Raw genomic sequence first — 23,461 nt, 5'->3', positions numbered from 1 at the left:
AATGCTCGCCACCCGCGGTCTGACCTGGCGGATCGGTGAGGTCGCCATCGTCGACAGCGTCTACCTCGACCTGGCGCCGGGAGAGTTCCTGGGCGTGATCGGGCCGAACGGCGCCGGCAAGACCTCACTGTTCAACCTGATCACCGGCCTGCGCCGGGCCACGGAGGGCCGGATCACCCTGGACGGGCAGGACATCGGGGCGCTCCCGCCGCACAAGCGGGCGCGCCTCGGTCTGGGCCGTACCTTCCAGGCGTCCTCGGTCTTCGGCTCGCTCAGCGTGCGGGAGAACGTCCGGCTCGCCGTGCAGGCGCACCGCGGGGGCTCGATGGCGTTGTGGCGGCGGGCGGCGGCCGACCGGGAGGTCGCCGCCGCCGCCGACGCGGCGCTCGACCGGGTCGGCCTCGCCCACCGGGGTACGGCGCTCGCCGGCACCCTGGCCCACGGGGAGAAGCGGAAGTTGGAGATCGCGCTGCTGCTCGCCGGCGAACCCCGGGTGATGCTGCTGGACGAGCCGATGGCCGGGGTCAGCGCCGAGGACGTGCCCGAACTGGTGACCGTCATCAAGTCGTTGACCGGTGACAGCGGCCGGTCGGTGCTGATGGTCGAGCACCACATGGACGTCATCCTCGAACTGGCCGACCGGATCGCCGTCATGCACCACGGCGCGCTGCTGGCCTGCGACACCCCGGAGACGGTGATGGCCAACCCGACCGTGCAAGAGGCGTATCTCGGGGAGGCGCTCTGATGGAACCGATCCTCACCGTGGAGGACCTGTCGGTTCGGATCTCCGGGCTGCACATCCTCCAGGGGGTGTCCTTCAAGGTCGCCCCGACCGGCGTGACGGTCCTGCTCGGGCGCAACGGCGTCGGCAAGACCACCACGTTGCGCGCGATCGTCGGCCTCACCCCGCCCGCCGGGGAGGTACGCGGCACCATCCGGATGGGCGCGCAGAGCCTGCTGGCGCGGCCCACGCACCGGCTGGTCCGTGGCGGGCTCGGGTACGTGCCCGAGGACCGGTGCGTGTTCGCCGGCCTCACCGTCGCGGAGAACCTGCGGCTCGCCGAACGGCGGGGCACCACCCCGGCGTACGACAAGGTCTTCGCTCTTTTTCCGGAGCTGGACCGGCGCGGACGGCAACGGGCCGGCTCGCTCTCCGGCGGGCAGCAGCAGATGCTCGCGATCGGGCGGGTGCTGCTCAACGACAACCGGCTGCTGCTGGTCGACGAGCCGACCAAGGGGTTGGCGCCGAAGGTGGTGACCGAGGTGGCCGAGGTGTTGGAACGGGTCGCGGAGTCGGTGCCGGTGCTGCTGGTCGAGCAGAACCTGGCGGTGGTCCGGCGGCTCGCCCGCGACGCCGTGGTGCTGGCCGCCGGCAAGGTGGCCTGGACCGGCGACGCGCAGGACCTGCTGCTGGAGACCGCGCTGACGAAGTCGCTGCTGGGTGTCGGCGCGGAGGTGAAGGCGTGAGCACCGTGATTCTGTTGGCGTTGACCGGGCTGGGCCTGGCGGCGCTGTACTTCCTGGTCGCGTCCGGCCTGTCGCTGGTCTTCGGCCTGGCCGACGTGCTGAACTTCGCGCACGGGCTGTTCCTCGGCGTCGGCGCGTACGGCACCTGGTGGGCGGCGGGCAACCTGCCGGGCGCGGGGTCCGACGGGTTCGGCTTCGTGCTCGCGGTCGCCTTCGGGGTGGCCGCCGGCACGCTCGTCGCGGTGCTGGTCGAGCTGGTGCTGATCCGCCCGCTCTACTCCCGCACCATCGAGCAGGTGCTGGTCACCGTCGGTCTGTCGCTGGCCGGGGTGGCGCTGCTCCAGGCCACCTGGGGCGCGGACGCCCGACCGTTCCCGCGCCCGGACTGGACCCGGCAGGTGACCGGAATCCTGGGTGCGCAGGTGCCCAACGGTGGCCTGCTGCTGATCATCGCGGCGGTGCTGGTGCTCGGTGCGATCCTGGCGTTCCTGCGCTGGACCCGGTACGGCCTGGTGATCCGGGCCGGGGTGGAGAACCGGGAGATGGTCACCGCGCTCGGCATCGACGTCCGCAAGGCGTTCACCCTGGTCTTCGCCATCGGTGGGGCGGCTGCCGCGCTCGCCGGGGCGCTCGGCGGGGTCTACTTCGGCACCGTCTCGCCCGGACAGGGCGGCTCACTGCTGATCTTCGCGTTCATCGTGGTGGTGATCGGCGGGATGGGTTCGGTGGTCGGCTCCGCGTACGCGGCGGTCGTGGTCGGGCTGGTGCAGCAGTTCGTCAACTACTACGGCACGTCCGGGCTGGGCGACATCTGCGTGGTCGGGCTGCTGGCCGTGGTGCTGCTGCTGCGCCCGCAGGGCATCGCCGGAAAGGTGGCAACGGCATGACGCTTCTTCAGACAACACCGACGCCGACGCCCACCGTGCCGAAGCCAGGCCGTGTCCACCGGGTCCGCCCGTTCCTGCCGCTCGTCGCGCTCGTCGTGATGGCGGTCCTGCCGTACTCGACGATCTCCCTCCCGGGGATCTTCGAAGGGCCGGTCAACTCGCCGGGCACCCTGCAACTGCTCGCCATCTGCCTGATCTTCGGTGGGCTGGCGGCCGGGTACGACCTGCTCTTCGGCCGGACCGGCATGCTTTCGTTCGGCCACGCGCTCTACTTCGCGGCCGGCGTGTACGGCACCGACATCCTCGTCACCCGGGCCGGGCTGCCGCTGTGGCAGGCGGCGCTGCTGACCATCACCGGCGGCACGATCCTCGCGGCGCTGCTCGGTGCGGTGGCCCTGCGGACCGTGGGCATCGCGTTCGCCATGGTCACCCTCGCGTTCGCCCAGGTCGGGGCGATCCTGGTGGCCCGGGACTTCGGTGGGCTCACCGGCGGCGAGGAGGGACTGCCGCTGGACGTGTCCGGGCTGCCCGCCGCCCTGGTGGGGGTGACCAACACGGTCAACCTGTACTGGCTGGCGCTCGCGTACCTGACGCTCGTGGTCTTCGTGGTGCACCGGGTCAGCGGGTCGCCGACCGGTCGGGTGCTCGCCGGGCTGCGCGACGACGAGCGACGGATCGGCGTGCTCGGGCTGGACCCGTACCGCTACAAGCTTGTCGCTTTCACCCTGGCCGGCGGGTTGGCGTCGGCGGGCGGGGTGGTCTACGTCCTGATCGTCGGCGGCGCGTCGCCGCACATCACCTCGTCCGAGCTGACCCTGTCGCTGCTGGTCATGGTGGTGCTCGGCGGTCCGGGCACCCGGTGGGGTCCGGTGCTCGGCGGTGTCCTCTACATGTACCTGGACCACCGCCTCACCGCATTCGGCACCAGCGACGCGGTGGATAACCTGCCGGCCGTCCTCAGCCGCCCGCTCAGCCAGCCCCTGTTCGTCCTCGGCACGGTCTTCATCCTGGCGGTCTACTTCTTCCCTGGCGGCCTGACCAGCCTGGCCCCCCGCCTAGCTCACCTGACCCGAACCCTCCGCCGCTGACCCGCCCCGCCCCGCCCCGGCCCGGCCCCCGGCCCGGCCCGGCCCCGGTGATCATGGAGTTATCGTCACGACACGCCGTGTCGGATGGCGATAACTTCATGATCGACGGGGTTCTGGGATGGGGAGGTAGGCAGATGGAATCGCGGCTTGCGGTGGTCAGTGGGGGTGGGACCGGGATCGGGGCTGCCGTCGCTTCCGCGCTCGTGCGGGACGGGTACGACGTTCTCGTCGTCGGGCGGCGGGCGGACGTGTTGGCGGCTGCCGCCGAGCGCATCAACGCGGACTGTGGACGATCCGAGGCGGTCGTTCCGGTGGTGGCGGACCTGACCGAGCCGGAACACCTTGACCGGGTCCTCGCGGCGGTCGACGGCCGGCCGGTCGACGTGGTGGTCAACAACGCGGGCGGCTACCTGGCCGGGGAGACCGACACGCTGGCCGGGACCGCCGCGTACTGGCGGGTCAACCTGGACGCCAACGTGCTCACCGCCGTCCTGCTGACCGAGGCGCTCCGGCCCCTGCTGCGGCGGCCCGGCGGTCGGGTGATCATGGTCAGCTCGATCTCCGCCCAGCGGGGCGGCGGTGGTCCGTACTCGGCGGGCAAGGCCGCCCTGCACGGTTGGGCGTACGACCTGGCGGCGCAGCTCGGCCCGGAACAGATCACGGTCAACGTGGTGAGCCCGGGCTACGTGGCGGAGACCGAGTTCTTCGGCGACCGGATGACCCCCGAGGGGCACGCCAAGCGGGTCGCGGCGACCCTGGTCGGGCGGGCCGGGCTGCCGGACGACATCGCCGAGGCCGTCCGCTACCTGGCGAGCCCGGCCGCCGGCTACGTCACCGGTCAGATCCTCGGCGTCAACGGCGGCTCAGTCCTGGGCCGATAGCCCGGGCCGCCGACCGCCGGGCCGCCGACCGCCGGGCCGCCGACCGCCGGCCGTGTTGATCAAGAGGTTCGCGTCAGAATTCGGCCCATCGATGACGCCAATCTCTTGATCACCGGTCGGTAGAGGGAGGGGGAGGGGCCGGTCGGTAGGGGCGGGAGGGCGGGAGGGGCGGCGGATGGGCGGCGGCCCCCCGTGTGGCCGCCGCTCATCGTGGGTCAGCCGTTCAGCAGTTCGTACGCCGTTGACGGGGCCTTCGTGGCGGCGGCGCCGGTCGGCACGGTGATCTTCGGGGCGCTGCCGTAGTCGGCGTACTTGACGACGTAGTCGTACGCCTTGGCCTTACCGGCGGCCGGGATCTTCAGCGTCAGGGACGCCAGGTGCTTGTCCGCGCCGACCGCCGCCGTGAACGGCACCTTCTTGCCGGCCTCGCCGAGGGCCGCCGCCTCACCGTCCTCCAGCGCCTTCGCCGCCTCCCCGGCGCTCACGTCGATGAACCCGACGTACGTGCCGGGGCTCTTCTCCTCGACCTCGGTGGCCGCCTGGATCAGCGGACCCGTGTTGCCCTGGTCCACACCGTCGTACGTCGGGATGCTCGCGGCGTCGGTCAGCTTCGTGGGGTCCAGCTTCATCCACTTGTCGGGGAACTTCGGCAGGCCGGGACGGCCGCTGAACTTCGCCTTCACCCAGTTCTGGTCCTTGATCACCAGGAACGACATCTTCACCACGACGCCCTCGTCGGGCGGCATGACCATGTTGAGTTCGAATGCGTTCGCCGCCGGGTCGATCCGGCCGTCGATCGTGCTCGACGCGTCCTTGCCGCTGAATCGGAACGCCCCCTCGGTGCCATCCGGGACGGCGTCGAGGAGCGCGTCCTTCGGGCTGACGCTCGGGCTGGCGGACGGGCTGCTCGGTGGCGCCGCGGCGGGCTCGCTGTCCGGGCCGCAACCCGCGAGCAGGGTGGTCGCGGCCAGTACGGCTGCGGCCGTACCGACCGTCCGTCGGATGGTGCCGGCGGTGCCCGTTGCCTGTGTCATCACATGTCTCTTTCTCGCTGCGTGGCTTCTGCCGACGAGAATGCTGCGGGCCGGCACGGCGGTTCGGCTGCCGATATGCTGCCGTCCGGCTGCCGGGCACTGCCGTCCGGCGGTCCCGGGGGTGTCAGGAGCGAAAACGCGCATGTCAGGCCAACTGCGTTTCGAGATTCTCGGGCCTCAGCGGGCCTGGTACGCCGACCGGGAGATTGACCTCGGTCCGGCCAAGCAGCGGGCGGTGCTCGCCGTACTGCTGCTCGCCGCCGGCCGCCCGGTCTCCACGGCGCAGATCGTCGACGCGGTCTGGCCGGAGGAGCCGCCCGCGAACGGGCCCAACGTGGTGCAGAAGTACGTGGCCGGGCTGCGCCGGGTACTGGAACCGGACCGGTCCCCGCGTACGCCCGGGCAGGTGCTCAGCCTGACCGATGCCGGCTATTCGCTGCGGGTGGACCCCGAGGCGGTGGACGCGGTCCGCTTCGAACGCGGTGTCCAGGCGGCCCGCCAGCGACACGCGACCGGGCATGCGGAACAGGCGCTCGATGGGCTGTCCACCGTCCTGGACCTCTGGCGGGGGGAACCGTTCACCGGCTTCACCGGACCGAACTTCGAGGCGGCTCGGCAGCGGCTGGTGGAGTTGCGCGCCGTGGCGTTGGAGACCCGCGCCGAGTTGCGGCTCGACCTCGGGCAGCACCGCGAGACGGTCGGTGAGCTGGTGGAGTTGGTCGCCGAGTTTCCCGTCCGGGAACGCCTGCGACACCAGCTCATGCTCGCGCTCTACCGCGGCGGGCGGCAGGCCGAGGCGCTGACCGCCTACCGGGAGTTCGACGAGCTGCTCCGCGAGGAGTACGGCATCGAGCCGGGCGAGGCGTTGCGGGAATTGCACCGGCGCATCCTGCGCTCCGACCCGACCCTGATGGCGGCGCAGCCGCCCGCCGAACCGGCGACGCCATGGCCGGTGACCGCCGCACCGCCCTCCGCCGAACCGACGACGCCGGTGACCGCCGCGCCGCCCTCCGCCGAACCGGCGACGTCGGTGACGGTTGCGCCGCCCTCCGCCGAACCGACGTCGTCGGTGACGGCCGCGAGGCTCGAATTCGCGGTGCCGCCGCCGGTGCTGGCCGCGCGGCCCGAACTGGTGACGCCGACGGTCGTACCCGGCGGTCCCGTCCCCGCCCCGCCGGGACCGGTGTCGCCGGCCGCCCTGGCCGCGCCGCCTCCACCCCTGCTTCCCACGAACCCGGCGCGACCGCCGAGGCCGTACTGGGCGAGCCGGACCGTCACGATCTTCGGTACGGCGCTCGTCCTGCTCTCGTTCGGCTGCCTGACCTGGCTGGTGATCCTGGCCCACGCGGCGTGGCGGAGGAGTTGGCGTCTCGCGCTCGCGGGTGTCGGTTACCTGGCGCTTGTCGTGATCGAGGTGATCCTGCTCGACCTCGACAGTCCGGATGCCGAGGTGTCCGGACCGACGGCGGCGACCTTCTGCGGCCTCGGCCTCATCACCTGGATGGCAGGCGCGATGCACGTGATCCTGCTCAGCATCTGGGAGGCGATCACCGGACGACCGGACAGCGCCCGGGGGCGCGCCGACGAGGAGCGGCGGATCCGCCGCGAGCACGCCCGCTACCTGCTCTACCACTACCCGGCGGCCCGGGAGGAGTGGCGGCTCGGCCGGCCCGACCTGGCGCGCACCTTCGACGACGGCGGCCTGGTCGACGTCAACGCGGTCCCGGAGCAGGTGCTCACGGCCCTGCCCGGGCTGACGTCCGAGCAGGGCCGACAGATCGTCATGGACCGCTGGCTGCGTGGCCCGTACGCCTCGATGGAGGAGCTCGCCGCGCGCTGCCTGCTGCCGCCGAGCACGACCGAGCCCCTCCGCGACCTTCTGCTCTTTCTGCCCCCGGCACCCCGGCCCGACGAGGCGCGAACACCCTGATCGTGACCGGAACCTCCCGCGCGGGCCGGGGTTCTGACGGACCGCGCTGGTAGAAATGCCGGATGGGCGACGAGCGGGCGGCGGTACGGGAGCGGGCCGAGGCGGTGCTGCGCCGGCTGGCGGGCGAGCACGCCCGGCTGCGCGAGGACCAGTGGCGGGCCATCGAGGCGTTGGTCGTCGACCGGCGACGGGTGCTGTGCGTGCAGCGCACCGGATGGGGCAAGTCGGCGGTCTACTTCGTGGCCACCGCGCTGCTGCGCGACAGCGGGCAGGGCGACCAGGCCGGCCCGACCGTCATCGTGTCGCCGCTGCTGGCGCTCATGCGCAACCAGGTGGAGGCGGCTGCCCGCGCCGGCATCCGGGCCCGCACCATCAACTCGGCCAACCTCGACGAGTGGGACGAGATCACCGCCGAGATCCAGGCCGGGGCGGTGGACGTCCTGTTGATCAGCCCGGAGCGCCTCAACAACCCGGACTTCCGCGACGGCGTGCTGCCGAAGCTGGCCGCGACCACCGGTCTGCTGGTGGTCGACGAGGCGCACTGCGTCTCCGACTGGGGGCACGACTTCCGGCCGGACTACCGCCGGCTCCGTACCTTCCTCGCCGAACTGCCCGAGCGCACGCCCGTGCTGGCCACCACCGCCACCGCCAACGCCCGGGTCACCCAGGACGTCGCCGAGCAGTTGGGCGACGCGCTCGTCCTGCGCGGGACGCTGGACCGGGAGTCGCTGCGGCTCGGCGTCCTCGACCTGCCCAGCCCGGCGCACCGGCTGGCCTGGCTCGCCGACCACCTGGACGAGCTGCCCGGCTCCGGCATCGTTTATACGCTGACCGTCGCGGCAGCGGGGGAGACCACCGAGTTCCTGCGCTCCCGGGGGTACCCGGTCGCGTCGTACACCGGGCAGGCCGACGACGCCGACCGGCGCGCCGCCGAGCAGGACCTGCTCGACAACAAGATCAAGGCGCTGGTGGCGACCAGCGCGCTCGGCATGGGCTTCGACAAACCCGACCTGGGCTTCGTCGTCCACCTCGGCGCGCCGCCGTCGCCGATCGCGTACTACCAGCAGGTCGGCCGCGCCGGGCGCGCCGTCGAACACGCCGAGGTGCTGTTGCTGCCCGGCGTCGAGGACGCCGCCATCTGGCGTTACTTCGCCTCGCTGGCGTTCCCGCCGGAGCAGCAGGTCCGGGCGGTGCTGGCCGCCCTGCACACCGACCGGCCGCTCTCCACCCAGGCCCTCGAACCCCTCGTCGACCTGCGCCGGGCCCGGTTGGAGCTGATGCTCAAGGTACTCGACGTGGACGGCGCGGTCCGCCGGGTGCGCGGTGGCTGGCTCGCCACGGGCGAGCCCTGGGTCTACGACGAGGCCCGGTTGCGCCGCGTCGCCCAGGCGCGCACCGTCGAGCAGCAGGCCATGCGGGAGTACGCGTCGACACCCGACTGCCGGATGCGATACCTGCGCGAGCGCCTGGACGACACCGGGGCGACCGACTGCGGCCGGTGCGACAGGTGCGCCGGCCCACTGTTCGCGGCGGACACCTCGACGGCCGCGCTCGCCGCCGCGCAGACGTTCCTGGGCCGCCCCGGCGTCGAGATCGCCCCCAAGAAGCTCTGGCCCACCGGGTTGGAGGCTGTCGGCGTACCCCTCAAGGGCCGGATCGCCCCGGCGGACCAGGCGCTGCCCGGCCGCGCGGTCGGCCGCCTCTCCGACCTGGGGTGGGGCGGTCGGCTGCGGGACCTGGTCGGCGCGGAGTCGCCCGACGCGCCGGTGCCCGACGACGTGGCCGGCGCGGTGGTCGAGGTGCTGAAGGCCTGGGCGCACGGCGACGACCCGTGGCCGCGCCGCCCGGTGGGGGTGGTCGCGGTTTCCTCCCGTCGGCGGCCCCGGCTGGTCGGCTCGCTGGCCGAGCGGATCGCCGCCGTGGGCCGGCTGCCGCTGCTCGGCGCGGTCACCGCGACCGGCCCGGACGGCCCCGGCGGGCCGCGCGGCAACAGCGCCCAGCGGGTACGCGCGCTGCACGACGCCTTCTCCGTACCGCCCGAACTGGCCGACGCGCTGGCCGCACTGGACGGGCCGGTGCTGCTCGTCGACGACCTGGTCGACTCGGGCTGGACGATGGCGATGGTGGCCCGTGAACTACGGCGGGCCGGCGCTCCCGACGTGCTCCCGCTCGCCCTCGCAGTGGCCGGCTGACCCGTTCCGACCGCCCGTCGACGGCTGCGGTGCGGAAAGTTCCCGGGCCGGGCGGATTGCGACGGCCGCCACGCTGTCCCGCCGTCGGCCGGAACCGACCGGGCACGGCGGTACGGTGGCGGGATGAGCGGGACTCCGGCGGTGCCTGACCAGGCCGGCACGGCCGTGTCGGACGGAAGCCCCGCCGCCTCGGCCCAGGTCGGCGCGCCCTCGTCGGACGTAGGCGAGGTTCCTTCGGAGCGGGCTGGCGCGGGGGCGCCCGACCGGAGCACGGTCCGGATGGCGCTGGTGGTGGGCGGTCTGGTGCTCGCCGTCCTGCTCGGCTTCGGCCTGGGTCGCCTGAACGCCGGCACCGGCGGCACCGGCCTCGGGGGCAGCGCCGGCGGTACGACGCTCACTCCCGACCACACCCACCCGGCGGGCACCGCCGCCCACGACCACGCCTCCGTCACCGGCGTCGACCAGGGCGCTGCCGCCGAGCCCGGCGGACTGTCGGTCAGCTCGGGCGGATACACGCTGGTGCCGCTGGGCACCGAGTTCCCGGCCGGACGCGCGGAGCAACTGCGCTTCCAGGTACGCGACGCGCAACGCCGGCCGGTCACCCGCTTCGCCGTCGTGCACGACAAGCCGATGCACGTCATCGTGGTCCGTCGGGATCTGACCGGCTACCAGCACCTGCACCCGACGATGACGCCGGACGGCATCTGGTCGGTCCCGATGACCCTCGCGCAGCCCGGCGTCTGGCGGGCGTACGCGGACTTCACCGTGGTCGCCGACAACGGCGGCCAGAGCGCCGTGACCCTCGGCGTGGACCTGGTCGTGCCCGGCGCGTACCAGCCGCGTCCGCTGCCCGCGCCGGCGACCTCGACGACGGTGGACGGGTTCAGGGTCGGCTACCAGGGCAGTCCGCAGGCCGGGGTGACGGTGCCGCTGACCTTCCGGATCGACGGTCCGGACGGCGGCGCGGCGCTGGAGCGTTACCTCGGCGCGTACGGGCACCTGGTGGCGCTGCGCGAGGGCGACCTCGGCTACCTGCACGTGCACCCCGAACCGGAGTTGGTCGACGGCCAGGTGAAGTTCTGGCTGACCATCCCCAACCCCGGCCGGTACCGCCTCTACCTGGACTTCCAGGTAGCCACCAAGGTCCACACCGCCGAACTAACCCTCACCATCCCCTAACCACCCCACCCCCACCCCCACCCCAACCGGCCGGCCGGCCTGGGTTGATCATGAAGTTATTGCCACTCCCGTCGGCGTGTCGTGGCAATAACTTCATGATCAACGGCGCGGGGCGGGGCGGGGGGCGGGGCGGGGGGCGGGGCGGGCGCGGTGGGGCGCGGGGGAGGGGTTGGGGTTAGCCGGCGCGGCGGGTGGGGCGGCGGGCCAGGTAGCGGAGCAGGTCGCGGATGTGGTGCTTCTCCTCGGCCGGAACGGTGGGGTCGGCCAGTCGGTCCAGGATGGCGCGGACGTCGGCGTCGACCGGGCCCTCCTCGCTGCGCCGGCGGGGCGCCGGGCCCGCGTCGGGCAGCCCGAGAGCCCGGAACGCGGCGGCCACCGGCAGATCCAGGGCGGCACAGAAGCCGCGTACCTTGGCCAGTTCGGGGTAGTCCTGCCAGTCACCGGCGAGCCAACGGAACACGGTCGAGCGGCCCACTCCGGTGTGTGCGGCCAGATCGGTCACCGTCCATCCGCGTTCGTCCCGGGCGTCGTCGATGGCCCGCCGGACGAAGCGGGCGAACGCCATCTGCGGTGTTACGTCTGCGGAACCCATCCGGTATGTCTTTCCCTCCCGGCCGCGCACTGGGAAGATGCGCCTCCGAGCGTAGTACGCCGAGGATCGGAAACCACTGACTGACCGCACAAACTGTCCCACCGATGAGACTCCACCTCGGGCAGTATTCGGACCGGTACCGAGCGATCATCATCGTTCTTCCACTAAGCTCGGTGCCCGTCCCGGCACGGCGCACGCGCGCCTGCCGCGTTCGCCCGGACCACCGCCGAGGAGCACCATGGCCGAATCGCGCCGTCCGCAGCCGTACCAGCCCGGTGCGGTGAGCCTCTTCTTCGTCGCCAAGGCCGGCGTCTTCGCCGCCGGGTTCTGGACCTGGCTGCTGATCCTGGTGCTGCGCACCGACGCGGCGACCGGCGTCCAGGTGCTCGCCGCCACCGGCGCGATCACCACCACGCTGGTCGCCGTGGTGCTGGGCGCACGGATGGCGCTCCAGCAGAACGCAGCGGTCCGGCACGCCGAGACGAAGAAGCTGCTCGTCGACATCTCCTGGAACGCGTTCACGGCCGCCGGCAACGCCGAGAGCTCTGGAAAGGTGGTGCCCTTCCCGAGCAGCCCGGTCGACGAGGACCGCCCGACGCGCAACGGCGGGGACCGGGTGGCGGTCTTCGACCGCTCCGGCAGCCGGGACCGGGGTAGCAGCGCCGACCGCCGACGCTGAGCTGACCTGGGCGGAACTCCAGTTCCGCGCGCAGAAGGTCCGACTTGACGAGGTGAGTTGAAGTTGGCTCGCGCTCGGCCGTCCACGAGCGGCACGCCGGTGCGAGCATTATGTTCGGCTGGGGATGGATTCGGGATATACGCTGGTTCCGTTCGGAACGGAAGACGTTAATTACCCGAAGCTGTCATCGGAGTGAGACGTGCTGACCTCAGGCAAGGTGCCATTTGGCGAGCCGCCGGAGCGGGAGATCGACGTGCTCCGCCGCGCCGTGGCGCTCGTCGTGGACCGGCTGCCGGCGGGCTGGTCGATCAACCTTGCGGAGGAAGAGACGGGAAGCCGGATCGACGGTGTAGCGAATCTGGTTGCCCCGGACGGGACGAGAGCGACCTTCTTCATCGAGGCGAAACGCTCGGTGATTGCGGGCGATCTTGCTAGCACCCTCGATCAACTTCGTTCCTACAGTTTGTCCCACGTCGAGTCCCCGGTGCCCATGATCGCGGCACGGTACATCGGCTCTTCTGCCCGGAAGTGGCTGGAGGAACGTAACCTTTCCTATGTCGACGCCACTGGCAACATGCACATATCGCTTGAACGCCCAGCGATTTACCTGCGTGACCGGGGTGCCGATCGAGATCCGTGGCGCGGGCCCGGCAGGCCACGCGGCACCCTGCAAGGCCCCCCGGCTGCTCGTGTGGTGCGGGCCCTCGTGGACTTCGCCGGAAGTATGACGGTTCCAGACCTGATACGGCTGTCAGGGGCATCGACAGGTGCGACGTATCGCGTGGTTGATTTCCTGGAGCGCGAAGCGCTGGTGACACGCCCCCGAGGGGGGCCGATCATGGACGTCAAGTGGCGTCGGATCCTGGAGAGATGGAGTGAGGATTACGGGTTTCAGCGCAGCAACAGTGTCAACGCCTATCTGAGTCCGCGAGGCATACCAGCCCTTCAGGAGGACCTGCGTGAGGCGAGCGGATTGCGTTACGCATTGACGGGGTCTCTGGCGGCCCATCGTCTAGCGCCCCATGCTCCGGCCAGGCTGGCGATGCTCTACGCCGACGATGCGGAACAGCTCGCCCGAAGACTCAAGCTGCGTCCCGTTGAAACGGGCGCGAACGTACTGGTGGCGCACGGAAAGTACGACGTCGTGTTCGATCGGCTGGCGCACGATGAAGGCCTACTTTATGTAGCGCCGAGCCAAGCCGCTGTTGATCTACTGACGGGCCCTGGTCGGACCCCGGCTGAGGGACAGGAACTCCTCGATTGGATGGAGGGGCATGAGCGAGCTTGGCGACGTTGATCTACTTGTTGCCGCGCGTAGCGCATTACTGGATGCCCTCGAAGCTCTCCGTCACCACGCCGACGCTGTGGTCGTGGTGGGGGCGCAGGCGGTCTACCTGCACACCGGTGCCGCGCCTGTCGCGCTTGCGGAGGCGACCAAGGATTGCGACTTGGCCCTTGACGCGCGCGTCCTTCCCGAGGAGCCGTTGCTCGAGGAGGCTATGCGGTCAGCCGGGTTTCATCTCAATGTCCAGGCGCAGCAGCCTGGGGCGTGGCTGAACCCAAAAGGCATTCCTGTCGACTTGATGGTTCCTGAAGCGCTTGCTGGAGGGTCGGGTCGCCGTGCCGTCAAAATTCCGCCGCACGCCCGGAACGCAGCCAGGAGGGCTGTTGGACTGGAGGCGGCTGTTGTCGATCACGTCGCAATAGACATACGTGCGCTTGCTCCGGGCGACAGTCGGGTTTATGCGGCCAATGTCGCCGGCCCTGCCGCTCTGCTGGTGGCGAAGTTGCACAAGATTGGCGAGCGGCAGGAGACGCCCAAACGCCTTGTCGACAAGGACGCGCACGACATCTACCGTCTCCTGGTTGCGGTGCGGACCGAGCGGCTCGCCGCCAGCCTGGCGAAGTTGCGGGCGGATGATTTGGCGCAACAGGTCACCGAACAGGCTTTGGTTTTCCTGGCAGATCTATTTCCGGCAGGCCCCGAAGCGCCGGGGTCGGTGATGGCTGGCAGAGCCGAGCAGGGTATCGGTGATCCCCCTGTCGTGTCGGCCGCTGCCGCTGCCTTGGCTGACGATTTACTTGCTCTGGTTGGCCGGTCACTCGACACACCCGCGACGGGTTGAGGCTAGGGCTCAACTTTTACTGGGCTGCGGGTCGGCGGCCAGCAGGACCTCCAGTCGGGGCGTGACCTGCCACTGGTCGACCAGCTCGCGGTACTCCGCCTGGCGCGGGTCGGCGGCACCGGTGCGACGGGCGCGGATCAGCAGGTTGCGGGGCGTGTGCTGGGAGTCGACGAACTCCACCACCTCGGCCCGGTAACCGTGCGTTCGTAGCAGGCCGGCGCGCAGCGCGTCGGTGAGCACGTCGGCGAAGCGCTCGCGCAGGATGCCCTGCCGGGTCAGCAGCTCGTACGGCGCCGGAGCGGGCCGCGCCCGTAGCTGCTTGGCGAGGTCGTGGTGACAGCAGGGCGCGGCGAGGATCCAGCGGGCCTGCCAGCGCACCGCGCGGGCCAGTGCCTCGTCGGTGGCGGTGTCGCAGGCGTGCAACGCCAGCACCAGGTCCGGGGCGGGGTCGACGACGGCCTCGGCGATGGTGCCGGCGACGAAGCTGACCTTGTCGGCCCAGCCCAGCCGCTGCGCCAGCTCGGTGTTGCGCTGGCGCTGGTCCTCCCGGACGTCCACGCCGACCAGCTCGACGTCGAGTCCACGGTTCGCCAGGTAGCGGTAGGCGGCGAAGGTCAGATAGGCGTTGCCGCAGCCGAGGTCGACCACCCGCAGCGGACCGGTCAGGTCGTCGGGCAGGGTCGCGGCCAGGGCCCGCAGGAACGCGTCGACCTGACGGCGCTTGGCCGCCGAACCGCCGATCTCGGCGAAGATCTCATCGCCGGGATCGAGCAGGTACTCCTTCGCCCGGTCGTTCCCACTCACCTTCGCCGCCGGTCGGGCCGCCGCCGCGCGGTGCACCTGCGCCTCGCCGGACTTGGTCACCCGGAGCTGAAGGGTCGCGTCGGCCGTCTCCACGTGCCAGTTGCCGAAAGGCTCGGCCAGGAGCTCGTCGACCGCCGCGTCGGCCTCGGGACCGGGAGCGACGTTACGGGTGTACGGGCGTGCGCCGTCGGAGGTGGCGATCTGCAGCCGTGCGCCGGCCTTGAGCGTCACCGGCCGCAGTTCGGCCCGCACGACGCTGGGACGGTGGCCGCGGCGACGCCCGGCGGCGACCGCCCGGGTCAGCGCGGGGTCGAGCAGCAGGGCACGGACCTCGGTGAGGGCGGCATCCAGTGGTTCCGGCATCGTTCCATCTTCGGCAGGTGGGTCGGCAGAAGGGGACATCCCCCGTACCGCTCGAGCGGCGCGGGGGATGTCGGAGGGATCTCTCGCTGGGTCAGTCCGCGGTCGCCTCGGCCGGCGTACCCCCGCCGGAACCGCCACCACGACGGCGCCGGCGGCGGCGCGGCTTCGACGGCTCGCCCTCGGCGTCGGCCGGCTCGGCCGGCGACGCGTCGGCGGTGATCACGGCGGTCGGCTCACCGGACACCGTCTCGCCGGCCCGGCGGCGACGACGGCGGCGCGGGGTGCGGGTGGCCTCGTCGCCGGTGGCGTCCGTGGACGCCTCGGCGGCCGGCGTGCCGGCGTCGCCCCGGTCCCGGCGGCCGTCGCCCCGGCCCCGGCGCTCGCCGCCACGGCTCTCACCGCGTCGGGAACCCCGGCCACCGCCGTCTCCGCGGCGGGAGCGCGTGGTGCCGCCCAGGTCCTCCTCGATCTCGGCGGACAGCCCGGCGCGGGTGCGCTCGGCGGTGGGCAGCGTGCCGGTCACCTCGGTCGAGATGTGCAGGTCGGTGTAGAGGTGCGGCGAGGTGTGGTAGGTCTCCGGCGGCTCGGGCATCTCCAGACCGAGGGTCTTGTCGATGATCCGCCAGCGCGGCATGTCGTCCCAGTCGACGAAGGTCACCGCGACGCCGGTCGCCCCGGCCCGGCCGGTACGACCGATGCGGTGGGTGTAGGTGTCCTGGTCTTCCGGGCAGTCGTAGTTGATGACGTGGGTGACGCCGGTGACGTCCAGGCCCCGGGCCGCGACGTCGGTGGCGACCAGGATGTCGATCTTGCCAGCGCGGAAGGCCCGCAGGGCCCGCTCACGGGCGCCCTGGCCGAGGTCACCGTGAACGGCGGCGACGGCGAACCCCCGGAAGTCGAGATCCTCGGCGACCCGGTCGGCGGCCCGCTTGGTACGGGTGAAGATCATGGTCAGCCCACGCCCCTCCGCCTGGAGGATGCGGGCAACCACCTCGACCTTGTTCATCGAGTGGGTGCGGTAGACCAGCTGCTGGGTCTGCGGCGACGGCCCGGTCTCGGCGGTGTGCCCGGCGTGGATCGTCATCGGCTGGCGCAGGAAGCGCCGGGACAGGGTGACGATCGGGTCCGGCATGGTCGCCGAGAAGAGCATCGTCTGCCGGTCTTCCGGAAGCATCGCCAGGATCTTCTCGACGTCGTCGAGGAAGCCCAGGTCGAGCATGCGGTCGGCCTCGTCCAGGACGAGCGCGCGCACCCGGTCGAGGCGGAGGTGCTTCTGCTTCTGCAGGTCCATCAGTCGGCCGGGGGTGCCGACCAGGATCTCGACGCCCTTGCGCAGGGCGTCGATCTGCGGCTCGTACGCCACGCCGCCGTAGATCGGCAGCACCCGGACGCCGCGCGTGCGGCCGGCGGCGGCCAGGTCCTTGGCCACCTGGATGCCCAGCTCGCGGGTGGGGACGACGACGAGCGCCTGGGGGACGCCGTCGCCACCCTCGCTCGGCGCGAAGACCCGCTCCAACAGCGGTACGCCGAAGCCGAGGGTCTTGCCGGTGCCGGTGGGCGCCTGGCCGATGAGGTCGACGCCGCGCAGCGCGATCGGGATCGCGTACTCCTGGATGGCGAAGGCGCGGGTGATGCCGGCCGCGGCCAGCGCCTCGACGGTCTCGTCGCGCGCGCCGAGTGCGGCGAAGGTGGGTGCCTCGGGTCGGACCGGGGCGGTGGGGGCCAGTTCCTGGCCGTCCATCAGATCTTGAGTCAGCTCGCTCATGTGGATGTGGGGGTGCCCTCTCGTGGGTGCGCCCCGTCATGTCCTCAGGGCGCGGTCGGTATGACGCGGGCCACACGGTCGGGGGCAGACTGCCGAGCCGGACCGGGCCGCACGCGCGCCGCGGGCTGAACGTCGATCGGATCGGCGCCCACGGCAACTGCTCTATGCTACCCGAACAGGCAAGCTCACGTCCCGATTCCCGGTCGGCCAGCCGCCACGCGGGGCGACTGAATGTGAGCTGCCTCACACACGATAGCGTGCGCTCGTGTCCACCGCCGGTTCCGCCGTCCCCGACCTGCTCGGCCTCGTCGCCGTCGGCGAACTGCTCGCCTTCGAACGGATGGCCGCTGACGCACGACTCGCCCCGGACCTGCGCCGGCGCGTCGCGTTGCACCAGATGGCCGGGGCCGAGATCGACAACTACCGCCGGCTCGCCGACCGGCTCACCGAGCTGGGCGTGTCGCCGGAGGCGGCGATGACGCCGTACCTGCGGCCGTTGCAGGCGTACCACGACTCCACCGAGCCGCGGGACTGGGCCGAGGTCGTCACCAAGGCGTACGTGGGCGACGCCATCACCGACGACTTCCTCCGGGAGATCGCCGACGCGCTGGACGGACCCGACCGGACGCTGGTGCTCGACGTGCTGCACGACTCCCGGTACGCGGAATTCGCCGCCGCCGAAATCCGGACGGCCGTCGCCGCCGACCCGCGGGTCGCCGGCCGGCTCTCCATATGGGCCCGGCGGCTGGTCGGCGAGGCACTGTCCCAGGCCGGCCGGGTGGCCGCCGAACGCGCCACGCTCACCACGCTGATCACGCGGGCCGACCGGATCGACGTGCCGGGGCTCTTCGCGCGGCTCACCGCCGCGCACACCGCGCGGATGGCGGCGGTCGGACTGAACAACTGAACGCGTTCACGCGGTACCGGCCCGCGGCAGGTGACCGGATGTCGACCTGCCGCGACGGCCGGACCGGTCAGCGGACGGTGAAACCGACCGCTCGGGGAGACGCCTCGGCGATCTCGACGTAGGCGACCTTCTCGACCGGAACGATGACCCGCCGGCCCTTCTCGTCGGTCAGGGAGAGCGTGCCGCCGTTGCCGGCGAAGGCGTCGGTCACGATCTGCTCGATCTCGGCCGGCGACTGCGCGCTGTCCAGAACCAGCTCGCGCGGCGCGTACTGCACGCCGATCTTGACCTCCACTGTGCCTCCTCAACTGGGCGATAACCGCCCTGCGAAGGCTATCCGATCACGGGGGTGGCGGTCAGGCTGACTCACCTTGCAGCGGGAAGCTCGCGATGCCCCGCCAGGACAGCGCCGCGACCAGTGCCTCGGCCTCCGCCTTGGGCACCTGCCGGCCACCGGCCAGCCAGAACTGCGCGGCCGTCTCCGCCGCGCCGACCAGCCCGGAGGCCAGCAACTCGGCGTGCGACCGGCTCACGCCGGTGTCGGAGATGATGGTGTCGGTGATCGCCGCGATGCAGCCCTGCTCGACCCGCTCGACCCGCTGCCGTACCGCCGGGTCGTTGCGCAGGTCCGACTCGAAGACGAGGCGGAACGCCTCGCTCTCGTGGTCGACGAAGTCGAAGTACGCCCGGACCGACGCGCTGACCCGCTCCTTGTTGTCACTGGTGCCCTGCATGGCCTCCTGCACCTGAGCGACGATGGCGTCACAGTGCGTGTCCAGCAGCGCCAGGTAGAGATCCATCTTGCCGGGGAAGTGTTGGTAGAGCACCGGCTTGGAGACCCCGGCCCGCTCGGCGATGTCGTCCATCGCCGCAGCGTGGTAGCCCTGCGCGACGAACACCTCCTGAGCGGCCGCGAGCAGCTGCTTACGACGCGCGGAACGGGGCAGGCGGGTGGGCCTGCCAGCGGTCTGTGCGCCGTTCCCCACAGCCGTCATGGGATCCTCCGAGTTCTTCGTACGAGCCGCCATTTTCCCCCCAGACCGGGGCGGCCCCCGACCGCGTCGTGGAATTGGCCCGCCGCTGTAACTTATCGCCACTCTCCCCACACGGTAGCCTCAGCGAGGGCGACCAAGGAGCGCGCGGTGAGTGAAACAGGGCAACCCGGAGCCGCCACCCCGGGAGAGCACGGTGACGGAGCGGGTCAGCACGACGACCCGGGACGTCCCGGCAGCGGGTGGGCGCCCTCGACGGGCGGGTGGTCCCCGTCCGGCGAGCGCGAAGCGGCCGGGGAGCAGGCGCCACGATGGCAGCCCGACCCCGCGTCCGGCTGGCGCACCACCTCCACGAGGCACGGTGATCTGCCCGCGCCGCTGCCCGGGCTGGCCGACGGCGTCGAGCCGAAGACCCGGGTCAACGGTCACCACACCAACGGCGTCCACCATGGTGCGGCCGAGATCGACGGTGACGGCGTGGTCAACGGCGTCCACGGGGACGCCGAGGTCAACGGCGTGGGCCCGTCGTCCGGTCGCCAGGCGCCGGTGAGCGCGCCGCCGGGGCGTTCCGCCGACGACCGGCCCGACCTCGGCACCGGGCGCCTCGCAGTGCCCGCCCAGCGTCCGGCGCCGCCCCCCGAACCGGGGGCGGGGGAGGCCGACGGCCGGGCCCGGCACCTGACCGCCGACCCCACGACGCCGCGCGGCGCCCACTGGGCCGAAGCCGGTGTGCCCGGCACCGCGCCCATCGAGGTGCCGCCCGTCGGTACGGCGGCCTCGGGCTTCGAGGTGCCACCCGGCCTGCGGGCCCCTACCGGCGACCGCTCGGCCGTCGACGAGCCGGCGACCGGGTCGCGCGCCCGGCGGGAAGCCCTCGCGCCGGAGGCCTCGGCCGAGTCGGGGCGCGGCGACGACTCCGAGCCGGACCGCCCCGCCGCCGACAGCCGCCGCGCGGGCGAGTCCTCCTCCATCGAGCCGGACTGGTCCGGGCCCAATTGGAACCGGCCGAGCTGGGGCAGTGGATGGGCGCCACCCTGGTCCCGGCAGGACGGCGAGCCGTCCGACCCGCCGACGCGGGACGACTCCCCGCCAGGTTGGGTCGCCGAGCCCAGCGTGCCGTACGAGCCGGTACGGGCCGAGCCGACCCGTCCGTACCAGCCGGTGTCCGCCGAGCCGCCGCGTGCGTACGACATCGCTTCCGAGGCCGAGGCGGCATCCGACCGCGACCGGCCCGCGCGCCCGTCCTGGGCCGGGGAGCGTCCAGCCACGACGCCGACCAGCGTGCCGCCGGCAGCCTCCCGCTCCGAGCCGGTCGAGCGCCCGTCCTGGGCCGGCGGGTCGACGTCCGAGCCGGTCGGCACGCCTCCGGGGGACCGCCCGTCCTGGGCCGCGCCGCCGTCCAGCAGCGTGCCGGCTGATCCGTCGTCCCGCGTGGGCGCCTCCGATCCCACTCCGACCAGCGGCCCCGGGTCACCCACACCCGCCGCCTCGGCAGCGGCCGAGCGCCCGTCCTGGGCGGGCGGTGCCACTCCGACCAGTGGTCCGCCGGCGGTCGAGCGTCCGTCCTGGGCGGGCGGTGCGACCCCGACCAGTGGTCCGCCGGCGGTCGAGCGTCCGTCCTGGGCCGGCGGTGCCACCCCGACCAGCGCCGCTCACGCGGAACCGATCAGCGGCCCGCCGGCTGCCGAGCGCCCGTCCTGGGCCGGTCCGGCATCGGCCCTTCCGCCGCCGCCACGCCCCTCCTGGGCCGGCGAGCCCGACCCGGCTCCGAGCAGCTTCGAGGCGGCACGTCCGTCCTGGGCCGGTGCGCAGGCCCCCGACGGCACGCCCACGCGCCCCACCTGGGCCGGCCCCGCGCCGGTGGAGCCGTCGACGCCGGCCGATCCGCCACCGGCCCCTGCCGGCCCGCCGGCGGCGGTCGTGGATACGCCGTCGCCGAGCACGCCGTCACCAGCGAAACCGGCCCGGCCGGCGGCCGAGCGTCCGTCGTGGGCCGGGAGTTCGCCGACACCCGTGGCGAGCGCGGCCGCCGAGCGACCGGACTGGTCCGAGGGACGCATCCCGCCGGCCACGCCCGCCGATCGCCCGTCCTGGCCGGCCAAGCGACCGGTGAGCCCCGCTCGCGCGAGCGAGGCGGGCGAGTCGGCCAACCCGGTCCGACCACCGACCGCGCCGTTCCGGCTCCGGCCGGCCAGCCCCGAGCCACCGGACCCGTCGACCGTCGGGCCGACCTCAACCGCCGGGGCGGCAACCGGTCCGGCGTCGGCCATCGGCGGATCGGGGCGGCACGACCGGCCGTCGTCCGCGTCCACCCCTGCGTACGCGGCCCGCCGATCCGCCCCGGACCCGGCGTCGCCGGCCGACCCCGCCGCCGGCGGGCGACGGCCCGACACACCGGCGGTACTGCCGCAGCGCGTCCCCGCGCAACCGGACGTGCCCGTCGTGCCGGAGCCGCCAGCCGTGGAACCACCCGCCGAAACCCCCGAACTCGCGCGCATCGCCACCCACCTGCGCCGGGACGACGAGCCCGCCCCGTTGCGGGAACGGCCCGAGGGGTTCGACGTCAACGCCATCCTGGACGCCGTCCGGGAGGTGGCCGGTGTCCGGGACGCGGCGCTGCGTCGTACCCCGGCGGGTGCGCACAGCCTCCGGCTGGACCTGGCCGACGGCGCGGACCCGGCCGAGGTGAGCCGTCAGGTCGCCCGGCTGCTCCAGGAACGGATGGGTCTCGCCGCCGCCCCGCAGAACGTGCCCGGCCTGCCCAGCACGCCGACCCCGCCGGTGCGCCGTCGCGCGGCGGAGCCGCGGTCCGCGGAGCCTCGGCAGGGTGGCGCGAAACCCACGAACGCACGGTCCACCGAGACCCGACCTGCCGAGCCGCGCAACGCCGGTGCGACGTCGGGGACCGCCGAGGCGCCGGCGAGCGCCCGGCCGGCGGAGGCCGCACCGCCCGGCCCCGATCAGTGGACCGGCCCGGACGCCGCACGTAAGCGGCGGACGGGCACCCCGCACCGCGGGCGCGCCACGGTCGAGGAGCCCGGCTCGGTCTCGGGTCTGCCCGCCGGTGCGGCGACCGGCAGCCCGGCGACGGTCGGTACGTCGTACTCCGGTGGTCAGGTCACCACGACGGAGTCGGCGCCCTCCCGCCCGCTGGACACCGGCGGCGCGCCGGGGCCGCGCGTGGTCATCGACCACGTGCAGGTCAGCACCTTCGGTCTGGACGCCAATGTGGAGGTACGGCTGCTGGCCGGCGACGGCAGCGCCGCCGGGTACGCGACCGGCCCCGCGGTGGACGGTTACGTGTTGCGGCTCTGCGCGGTGGCCGCCGCCGCGGCCGTGGACGAGCTGCTGCGCGGCACCGAGAACGCCGAGCGTGGCCGCTGCTTCGTCGAGCATGCGGCGGTGGTGCCGTTCGGCAACTGCGAGGTGGCGACCGTGGTGGTGCTGCTGGTCTGCGACGGTTGGGTCGAGCAGCTCGCCGGCTCGGCCCTGGTGGCCGGTGACCCGCGGCAGGCGGTGGTCCGAGCCACCCTCGCGGCGGTCAACCGGCGGCTGGAGGCGCTGCTGTCCTGAGGGGTGCGAGGCAGACTGGGGGGATGAAGCGCGCCACCCTCTGGCCGGATCACCTCCTTCCCGACGGCGGTGTGCCGCCGCCCTGGCCGGGCCGGGAGGTCCGTCTCGACGGCATGGTCACCTACGTGCGGGACACCCCGGCGACGAGTACGGACGCGGAGCCGGCGCTGTTCGTGCACGGGCTCGGCGGCTCGTCGCAGAACTGGACCGACCTGGCCGGGCTGCTCGCCGACCGGTTGGCCGGTCAGGCCATCGACCTGCCCGGGTTCGGTCGCAGCGACCCGGGCCGGCGCTACACCATCCCGGCCTTCGCCGAGCTGGTCATCCGCTGGATCGAGCACTCCGGTCGAGGGCCGGTCCACCTGTTCGGCAATTCGCTGGGCGGCGCGGTCTCGGTCCAGGTGGCGGGGTTGCGGCCGGACCTGGTCCGCACCCTCACCCTGATCTCTCCGGCGCTGCCGTTCCTGGACTTCCGGCGGTCGTTGCAGGGCAGGATGCTGCCGGTGCTGGCCATCCCGGGTGGTGAGCGGCTGGTCGCCCGGCGACTCACCCAGCTCGCCCCGGAGGTGATGGCCGAGCAGGTGCTCGAGGCGTGCGTCGCCGACCTGAGTCGCATCTGCGCGCAGCGCCGGGAGGAGGCGTTGGAGGAGATCCGGGTGCGGTACGAGGCGGCGCACTACGCGGCCGCGTACGTCCGTACGTTCCGGGGCCTGGTCTCCAGCTTCCTGCGGGCGTACCTGCCGGGGTCGGGATCACTGTGGCGGCTCGCCGGAGCGGTCCGCGCGCCGACGCTCGTGGTGGGAGGACGGCAGGACCGGCTGGTCGACGTCCGGGTCGCGCCGCAGACCGCCCGGGTCATCCCGGACAGCCGCCTGCTGATGCTCGACGGCGTCGGTCACGTGGCGCAACTCGAGGTGCCTCGACTGGTCGCGCGTGCGGTGGTCGGTCTGCTCACCGAAAAGGGGGACGCCGTCCGGCGGTCCGATCTGGCAGGCTGACCCG

The 23,461-nt window shown here is 72.9% G+C and carries 19 protein-coding genes and 1 pseudogene; 14 read left to right on the top strand and 6 right to left on the bottom strand.

The window, feature by feature from the left end; all coding sequences use genetic code 11:
• Position 1: 1 nt before the first annotated feature.
• The 5 genes from ACN263_RS26820 (at position 2) to ACN263_RS26800 (ending at position 4,323) form a co-directional block, all read left to right on the top strand.
• Positions 2–745, top strand: a complete 744-nt coding sequence (locus ACN263_RS26820; protein ID WP_422737031.1) for an ABC transporter ATP-binding protein — start codon at positions 2–4, stop codon at positions 743–745.
• Entirely contained in the window at positions 745–1,467 is a 723-nt protein-coding gene (locus tag ACN263_RS26815) for an ABC transporter ATP-binding protein (RefSeq protein ID WP_422737030.1), read from the top strand. The genes ACN263_RS26820 and ACN263_RS26815 overlap by 1 nt, the downstream gene beginning before the upstream one ends.
• Positions 1,464–2,354 (top strand): branched-chain amino acid ABC transporter permease, encoded by an 891-nt coding sequence (locus ACN263_RS26810; RefSeq protein ID WP_422737029.1) that lies wholly within the window; start codon positions 1,464–1,466, stop codon positions 2,352–2,354. Before ACN263_RS26815 ends, ACN263_RS26810 begins: the two co-directional genes overlap by 4 nt.
• Entirely contained in the window at positions 2,351–3,442 is a 1,092-nt protein-coding gene (locus ACN263_RS26805) for a branched-chain amino acid ABC transporter permease (protein ID WP_422737028.1), read from the top strand. The genes ACN263_RS26810 and ACN263_RS26805 overlap by 4 nt, the downstream gene beginning before the upstream one ends.
• Positions 3,443–3,576: 134 nt before the next feature.
• Positions 3,577–4,323: an SDR family NAD(P)-dependent oxidoreductase gene (locus ACN263_RS26800; protein ID WP_422737027.1), complete on the top strand. Its 747-nt coding sequence runs from the start codon at positions 3,577–3,579 to the stop codon at positions 4,321–4,323.
• 215 nt (positions 4,324–4,538) lie between these two features.
• Here ACN263_RS26800 and ACN263_RS26795 read toward each other — a convergent pair whose 3' ends face one another.
• A complete protein-coding gene (locus ACN263_RS26795) occupies positions 4,539–5,357 on the bottom strand; it encodes a hypothetical protein (protein WP_422737026.1) in 819 nt (272 codons plus the stop codon).
• A gap of 142 nt (positions 5,358–5,499) precedes the next feature.
• Here ACN263_RS26795 and ACN263_RS26790 point away from each other — a divergent pair, with 142 nt between their 5' ends.
• The 3 genes from ACN263_RS26790 (at position 5,500) to ACN263_RS26780 (ending at position 10,658) form a co-directional block, all read left to right on the top strand.
• A complete protein-coding gene (locus ACN263_RS26790; protein WP_422737025.1) occupies positions 5,500–7,287 on the top strand; it encodes a BTAD domain-containing putative transcriptional regulator in 1,788 nt (595 codons plus the stop codon).
• Positions 7,288–7,349: 62 nt separating this feature from the next.
• Entirely contained in the window at positions 7,350–9,479 is a 2,130-nt protein-coding gene (locus tag ACN263_RS26785) for a DEAD/DEAH box helicase (protein ID WP_422737024.1), read from the top strand.
• A gap of 123 nt (positions 9,480–9,602) precedes the next feature.
• On the top strand, positions 9,603–10,658 hold the full coding sequence (locus ACN263_RS26780) for a hypothetical protein (RefSeq protein ID WP_422737023.1): 1,056 nt from the start codon (positions 9,603–9,605) through the stop codon (positions 10,656–10,658).
• A 175-nt stretch (positions 10,659–10,833) separates the two neighbouring features.
• Here the strand turns inward: ACN263_RS26780 and ACN263_RS26775 are convergent, their stop codons facing one another.
• Entirely contained in the window at positions 10,834–11,250 is a 417-nt protein-coding gene (locus ACN263_RS26775) for a helix-turn-helix domain-containing protein (RefSeq protein ID WP_422737022.1), read from the bottom strand.
• Positions 11,251–11,488: 238 nt separating this feature from the next.
• On the opposite strand from ACN263_RS26775, the gene ACN263_RS26770 reads away from it, so the two are divergent.
• From ACN263_RS26770 to ACN263_RS26760, 3 genes are all read left to right on the top strand, one after another.
• On the top strand, positions 11,489–11,929 hold the full coding sequence (locus ACN263_RS26770; protein ID WP_422737021.1) for a hypothetical protein: 441 nt from the start codon (positions 11,489–11,491) through the stop codon (positions 11,927–11,929).
• A gap of 199 nt (positions 11,930–12,128) precedes the next feature.
• On the top strand, positions 12,129–13,226 hold the full coding sequence (locus ACN263_RS26765) for a hypothetical protein (RefSeq protein ID WP_422737020.1): 1,098 nt from the start codon (positions 12,129–12,131) through the stop codon (positions 13,224–13,226).
• Positions 13,204–14,055: a GSU2403 family nucleotidyltransferase fold protein gene (locus tag ACN263_RS26760; RefSeq protein WP_422737019.1), complete on the top strand. Its 852-nt coding sequence runs from the start codon at positions 13,204–13,206 to the stop codon at positions 14,053–14,055. Before ACN263_RS26765 ends, ACN263_RS26760 begins: the two co-directional genes overlap by 23 nt.
• A 9-nt stretch (positions 14,056–14,064) precedes the next feature.
• On the opposite strand, the gene ACN263_RS26755 is transcribed toward ACN263_RS26760, so the two are convergent.
• Positions 14,065–15,222, bottom strand: coding sequence for a class I SAM-dependent methyltransferase (locus tag ACN263_RS26755; RefSeq protein ID WP_422737018.1), 1,158 nt, complete (start codon positions 15,220–15,222; stop codon positions 14,065–14,067).
• A 91-nt stretch (positions 15,223–15,313) separates the two neighbouring features.
• A complete protein-coding gene (locus tag ACN263_RS26750; RefSeq protein WP_422737017.1) occupies positions 15,314–16,987 on the bottom strand; it encodes a DEAD/DEAH box helicase in 1,674 nt (557 codons plus the stop codon).
• A gap of 265 nt (positions 16,988–17,252) precedes the next feature.
• Here ACN263_RS26750 and ACN263_RS26745 point away from each other — a divergent pair, with 265 nt between their 5' ends.
• Positions 17,253–17,894, top strand: coding sequence for a ferritin-like fold-containing protein (locus ACN263_RS26745; RefSeq protein WP_422737016.1), 642 nt, complete (start codon positions 17,253–17,255; stop codon positions 17,892–17,894).
• A 67-nt stretch (positions 17,895–17,961) separates the two neighbouring features.
• Here the strand turns inward: ACN263_RS26745 and ACN263_RS26740 are convergent, their stop codons facing one another.
• Both ACN263_RS26740 and ACN263_RS26735 read right to left on the bottom strand, forming a co-directional pair.
• A complete protein-coding gene (locus tag ACN263_RS26740) occupies positions 17,962–18,189 on the bottom strand; it encodes a DUF3107 domain-containing protein (protein WP_030329796.1) in 228 nt (75 codons plus the stop codon).
• A 61-nt stretch (positions 18,190–18,250) separates the two neighbouring features.
• On the bottom strand, positions 18,251–18,889 hold the full coding sequence (locus ACN263_RS26735) for a TetR/AcrR family transcriptional regulator (protein WP_422737015.1): 639 nt from the start codon (positions 18,887–18,889) through the stop codon (positions 18,251–18,253).
• Positions 18,890–20,761: 1,872 nt separating this feature from the next.
• Here ACN263_RS26735 and ACN263_RS26730 point away from each other — a divergent pair.
• A pseudogene (locus ACN263_RS26730) lies at positions 20,762–22,459 on the top strand (hypothetical protein); the annotation flags it as partial.
• Positions 22,460–22,482: 23 nt separating this feature from the next.
• Positions 22,483–23,457 (top strand): alpha/beta fold hydrolase, encoded by a 975-nt coding sequence (locus ACN263_RS26725; RefSeq protein WP_422737014.1) that lies wholly within the window; start codon positions 22,483–22,485, stop codon positions 23,455–23,457.
• Positions 23,458–23,461: the final 4 nt, after the last annotated feature.

The organism is Micromonospora sp. WMMD729 (assembly GCF_049315225.1).
Lineage (GTDB): Bacteria > Actinomycetota > Actinomycetes > Mycobacteriales > Micromonosporaceae > Micromonospora.
Note: the sequence above shows the minus strand (reverse complement) of the source record. Positions and strands in the feature narration are given on the sequence as shown.

Coding starts and splice junctions, on each gene's coding strand:
- ACN263_RS26725 (WP_422737014.1), top strand. CDS start 22,483: ATGAAGCGCGCCACCCTCTGGCCGGATCACCTCCTTCCCGACGGCGGT.
- ACN263_RS26775 (WP_422737022.1), bottom strand. CDS start 11,250: ATGGGTTCCGCAGACGTAACACCGCAGATGGCGTTCGCCCGCTTCGTC.
- ACN263_RS26790 (WP_422737025.1), top strand. CDS start 5,500: ATGTCAGGCCAACTGCGTTTCGAGATTCTCGGGCCTCAGCGGGCCTGG.
- ACN263_RS26785 (WP_422737024.1), top strand. CDS start 7,350: ATGGGCGACGAGCGGGCGGCGGTACGGGAGCGGGCCGAGGCGGTGCTG.
- ACN263_RS26805 (WP_422737028.1), top strand. CDS start 2,351: ATGACGCTTCTTCAGACAACACCGACGCCGACGCCCACCGTGCCGAAG.
- ACN263_RS26735 (WP_422737015.1), bottom strand. CDS start 18,889: ATGACGGCTGTGGGGAACGGCGCACAGACCGCTGGCAGGCCCACCCGC.
- ACN263_RS26750 (WP_422737017.1), bottom strand. CDS start 16,987: ATGAGCGAGCTGACTCAAGATCTGATGGACGGCCAGGAACTGGCCCCC.
- ACN263_RS26820 (WP_422737031.1), top strand. CDS start 2: ATGCTCGCCACCCGCGGTCTGACCTGGCGGATCGGTGAGGTCGCCATC.
- ACN263_RS26770 (WP_422737021.1), top strand. CDS start 11,489: ATGGCCGAATCGCGCCGTCCGCAGCCGTACCAGCCCGGTGCGGTGAGC.
- ACN263_RS26800 (WP_422737027.1), top strand. CDS start 3,577: ATGGAATCGCGGCTTGCGGTGGTCAGTGGGGGTGGGACCGGGATCGGG.
- ACN263_RS26815 (WP_422737030.1), top strand. CDS start 745: ATGGAACCGATCCTCACCGTGGAGGACCTGTCGGTTCGGATCTCCGGG.
- ACN263_RS26760 (WP_422737019.1), top strand. CDS start 13,204: ATGAGCGAGCTTGGCGACGTTGATCTACTTGTTGCCGCGCGTAGCGCA.
- ACN263_RS26795 (WP_422737026.1), bottom strand. CDS start 5,357: ATGACACAGGCAACGGGCACCGCCGGCACCATCCGACGGACGGTCGGT.
- ACN263_RS26755 (WP_422737018.1), bottom strand. CDS start 15,222: ATGCCGGAACCACTGGATGCCGCCCTCACCGAGGTCCGTGCCCTGCTG.
- ACN263_RS26780 (WP_422737023.1), top strand. CDS start 9,603: ATGAGCGGGACTCCGGCGGTGCCTGACCAGGCCGGCACGGCCGTGTCG.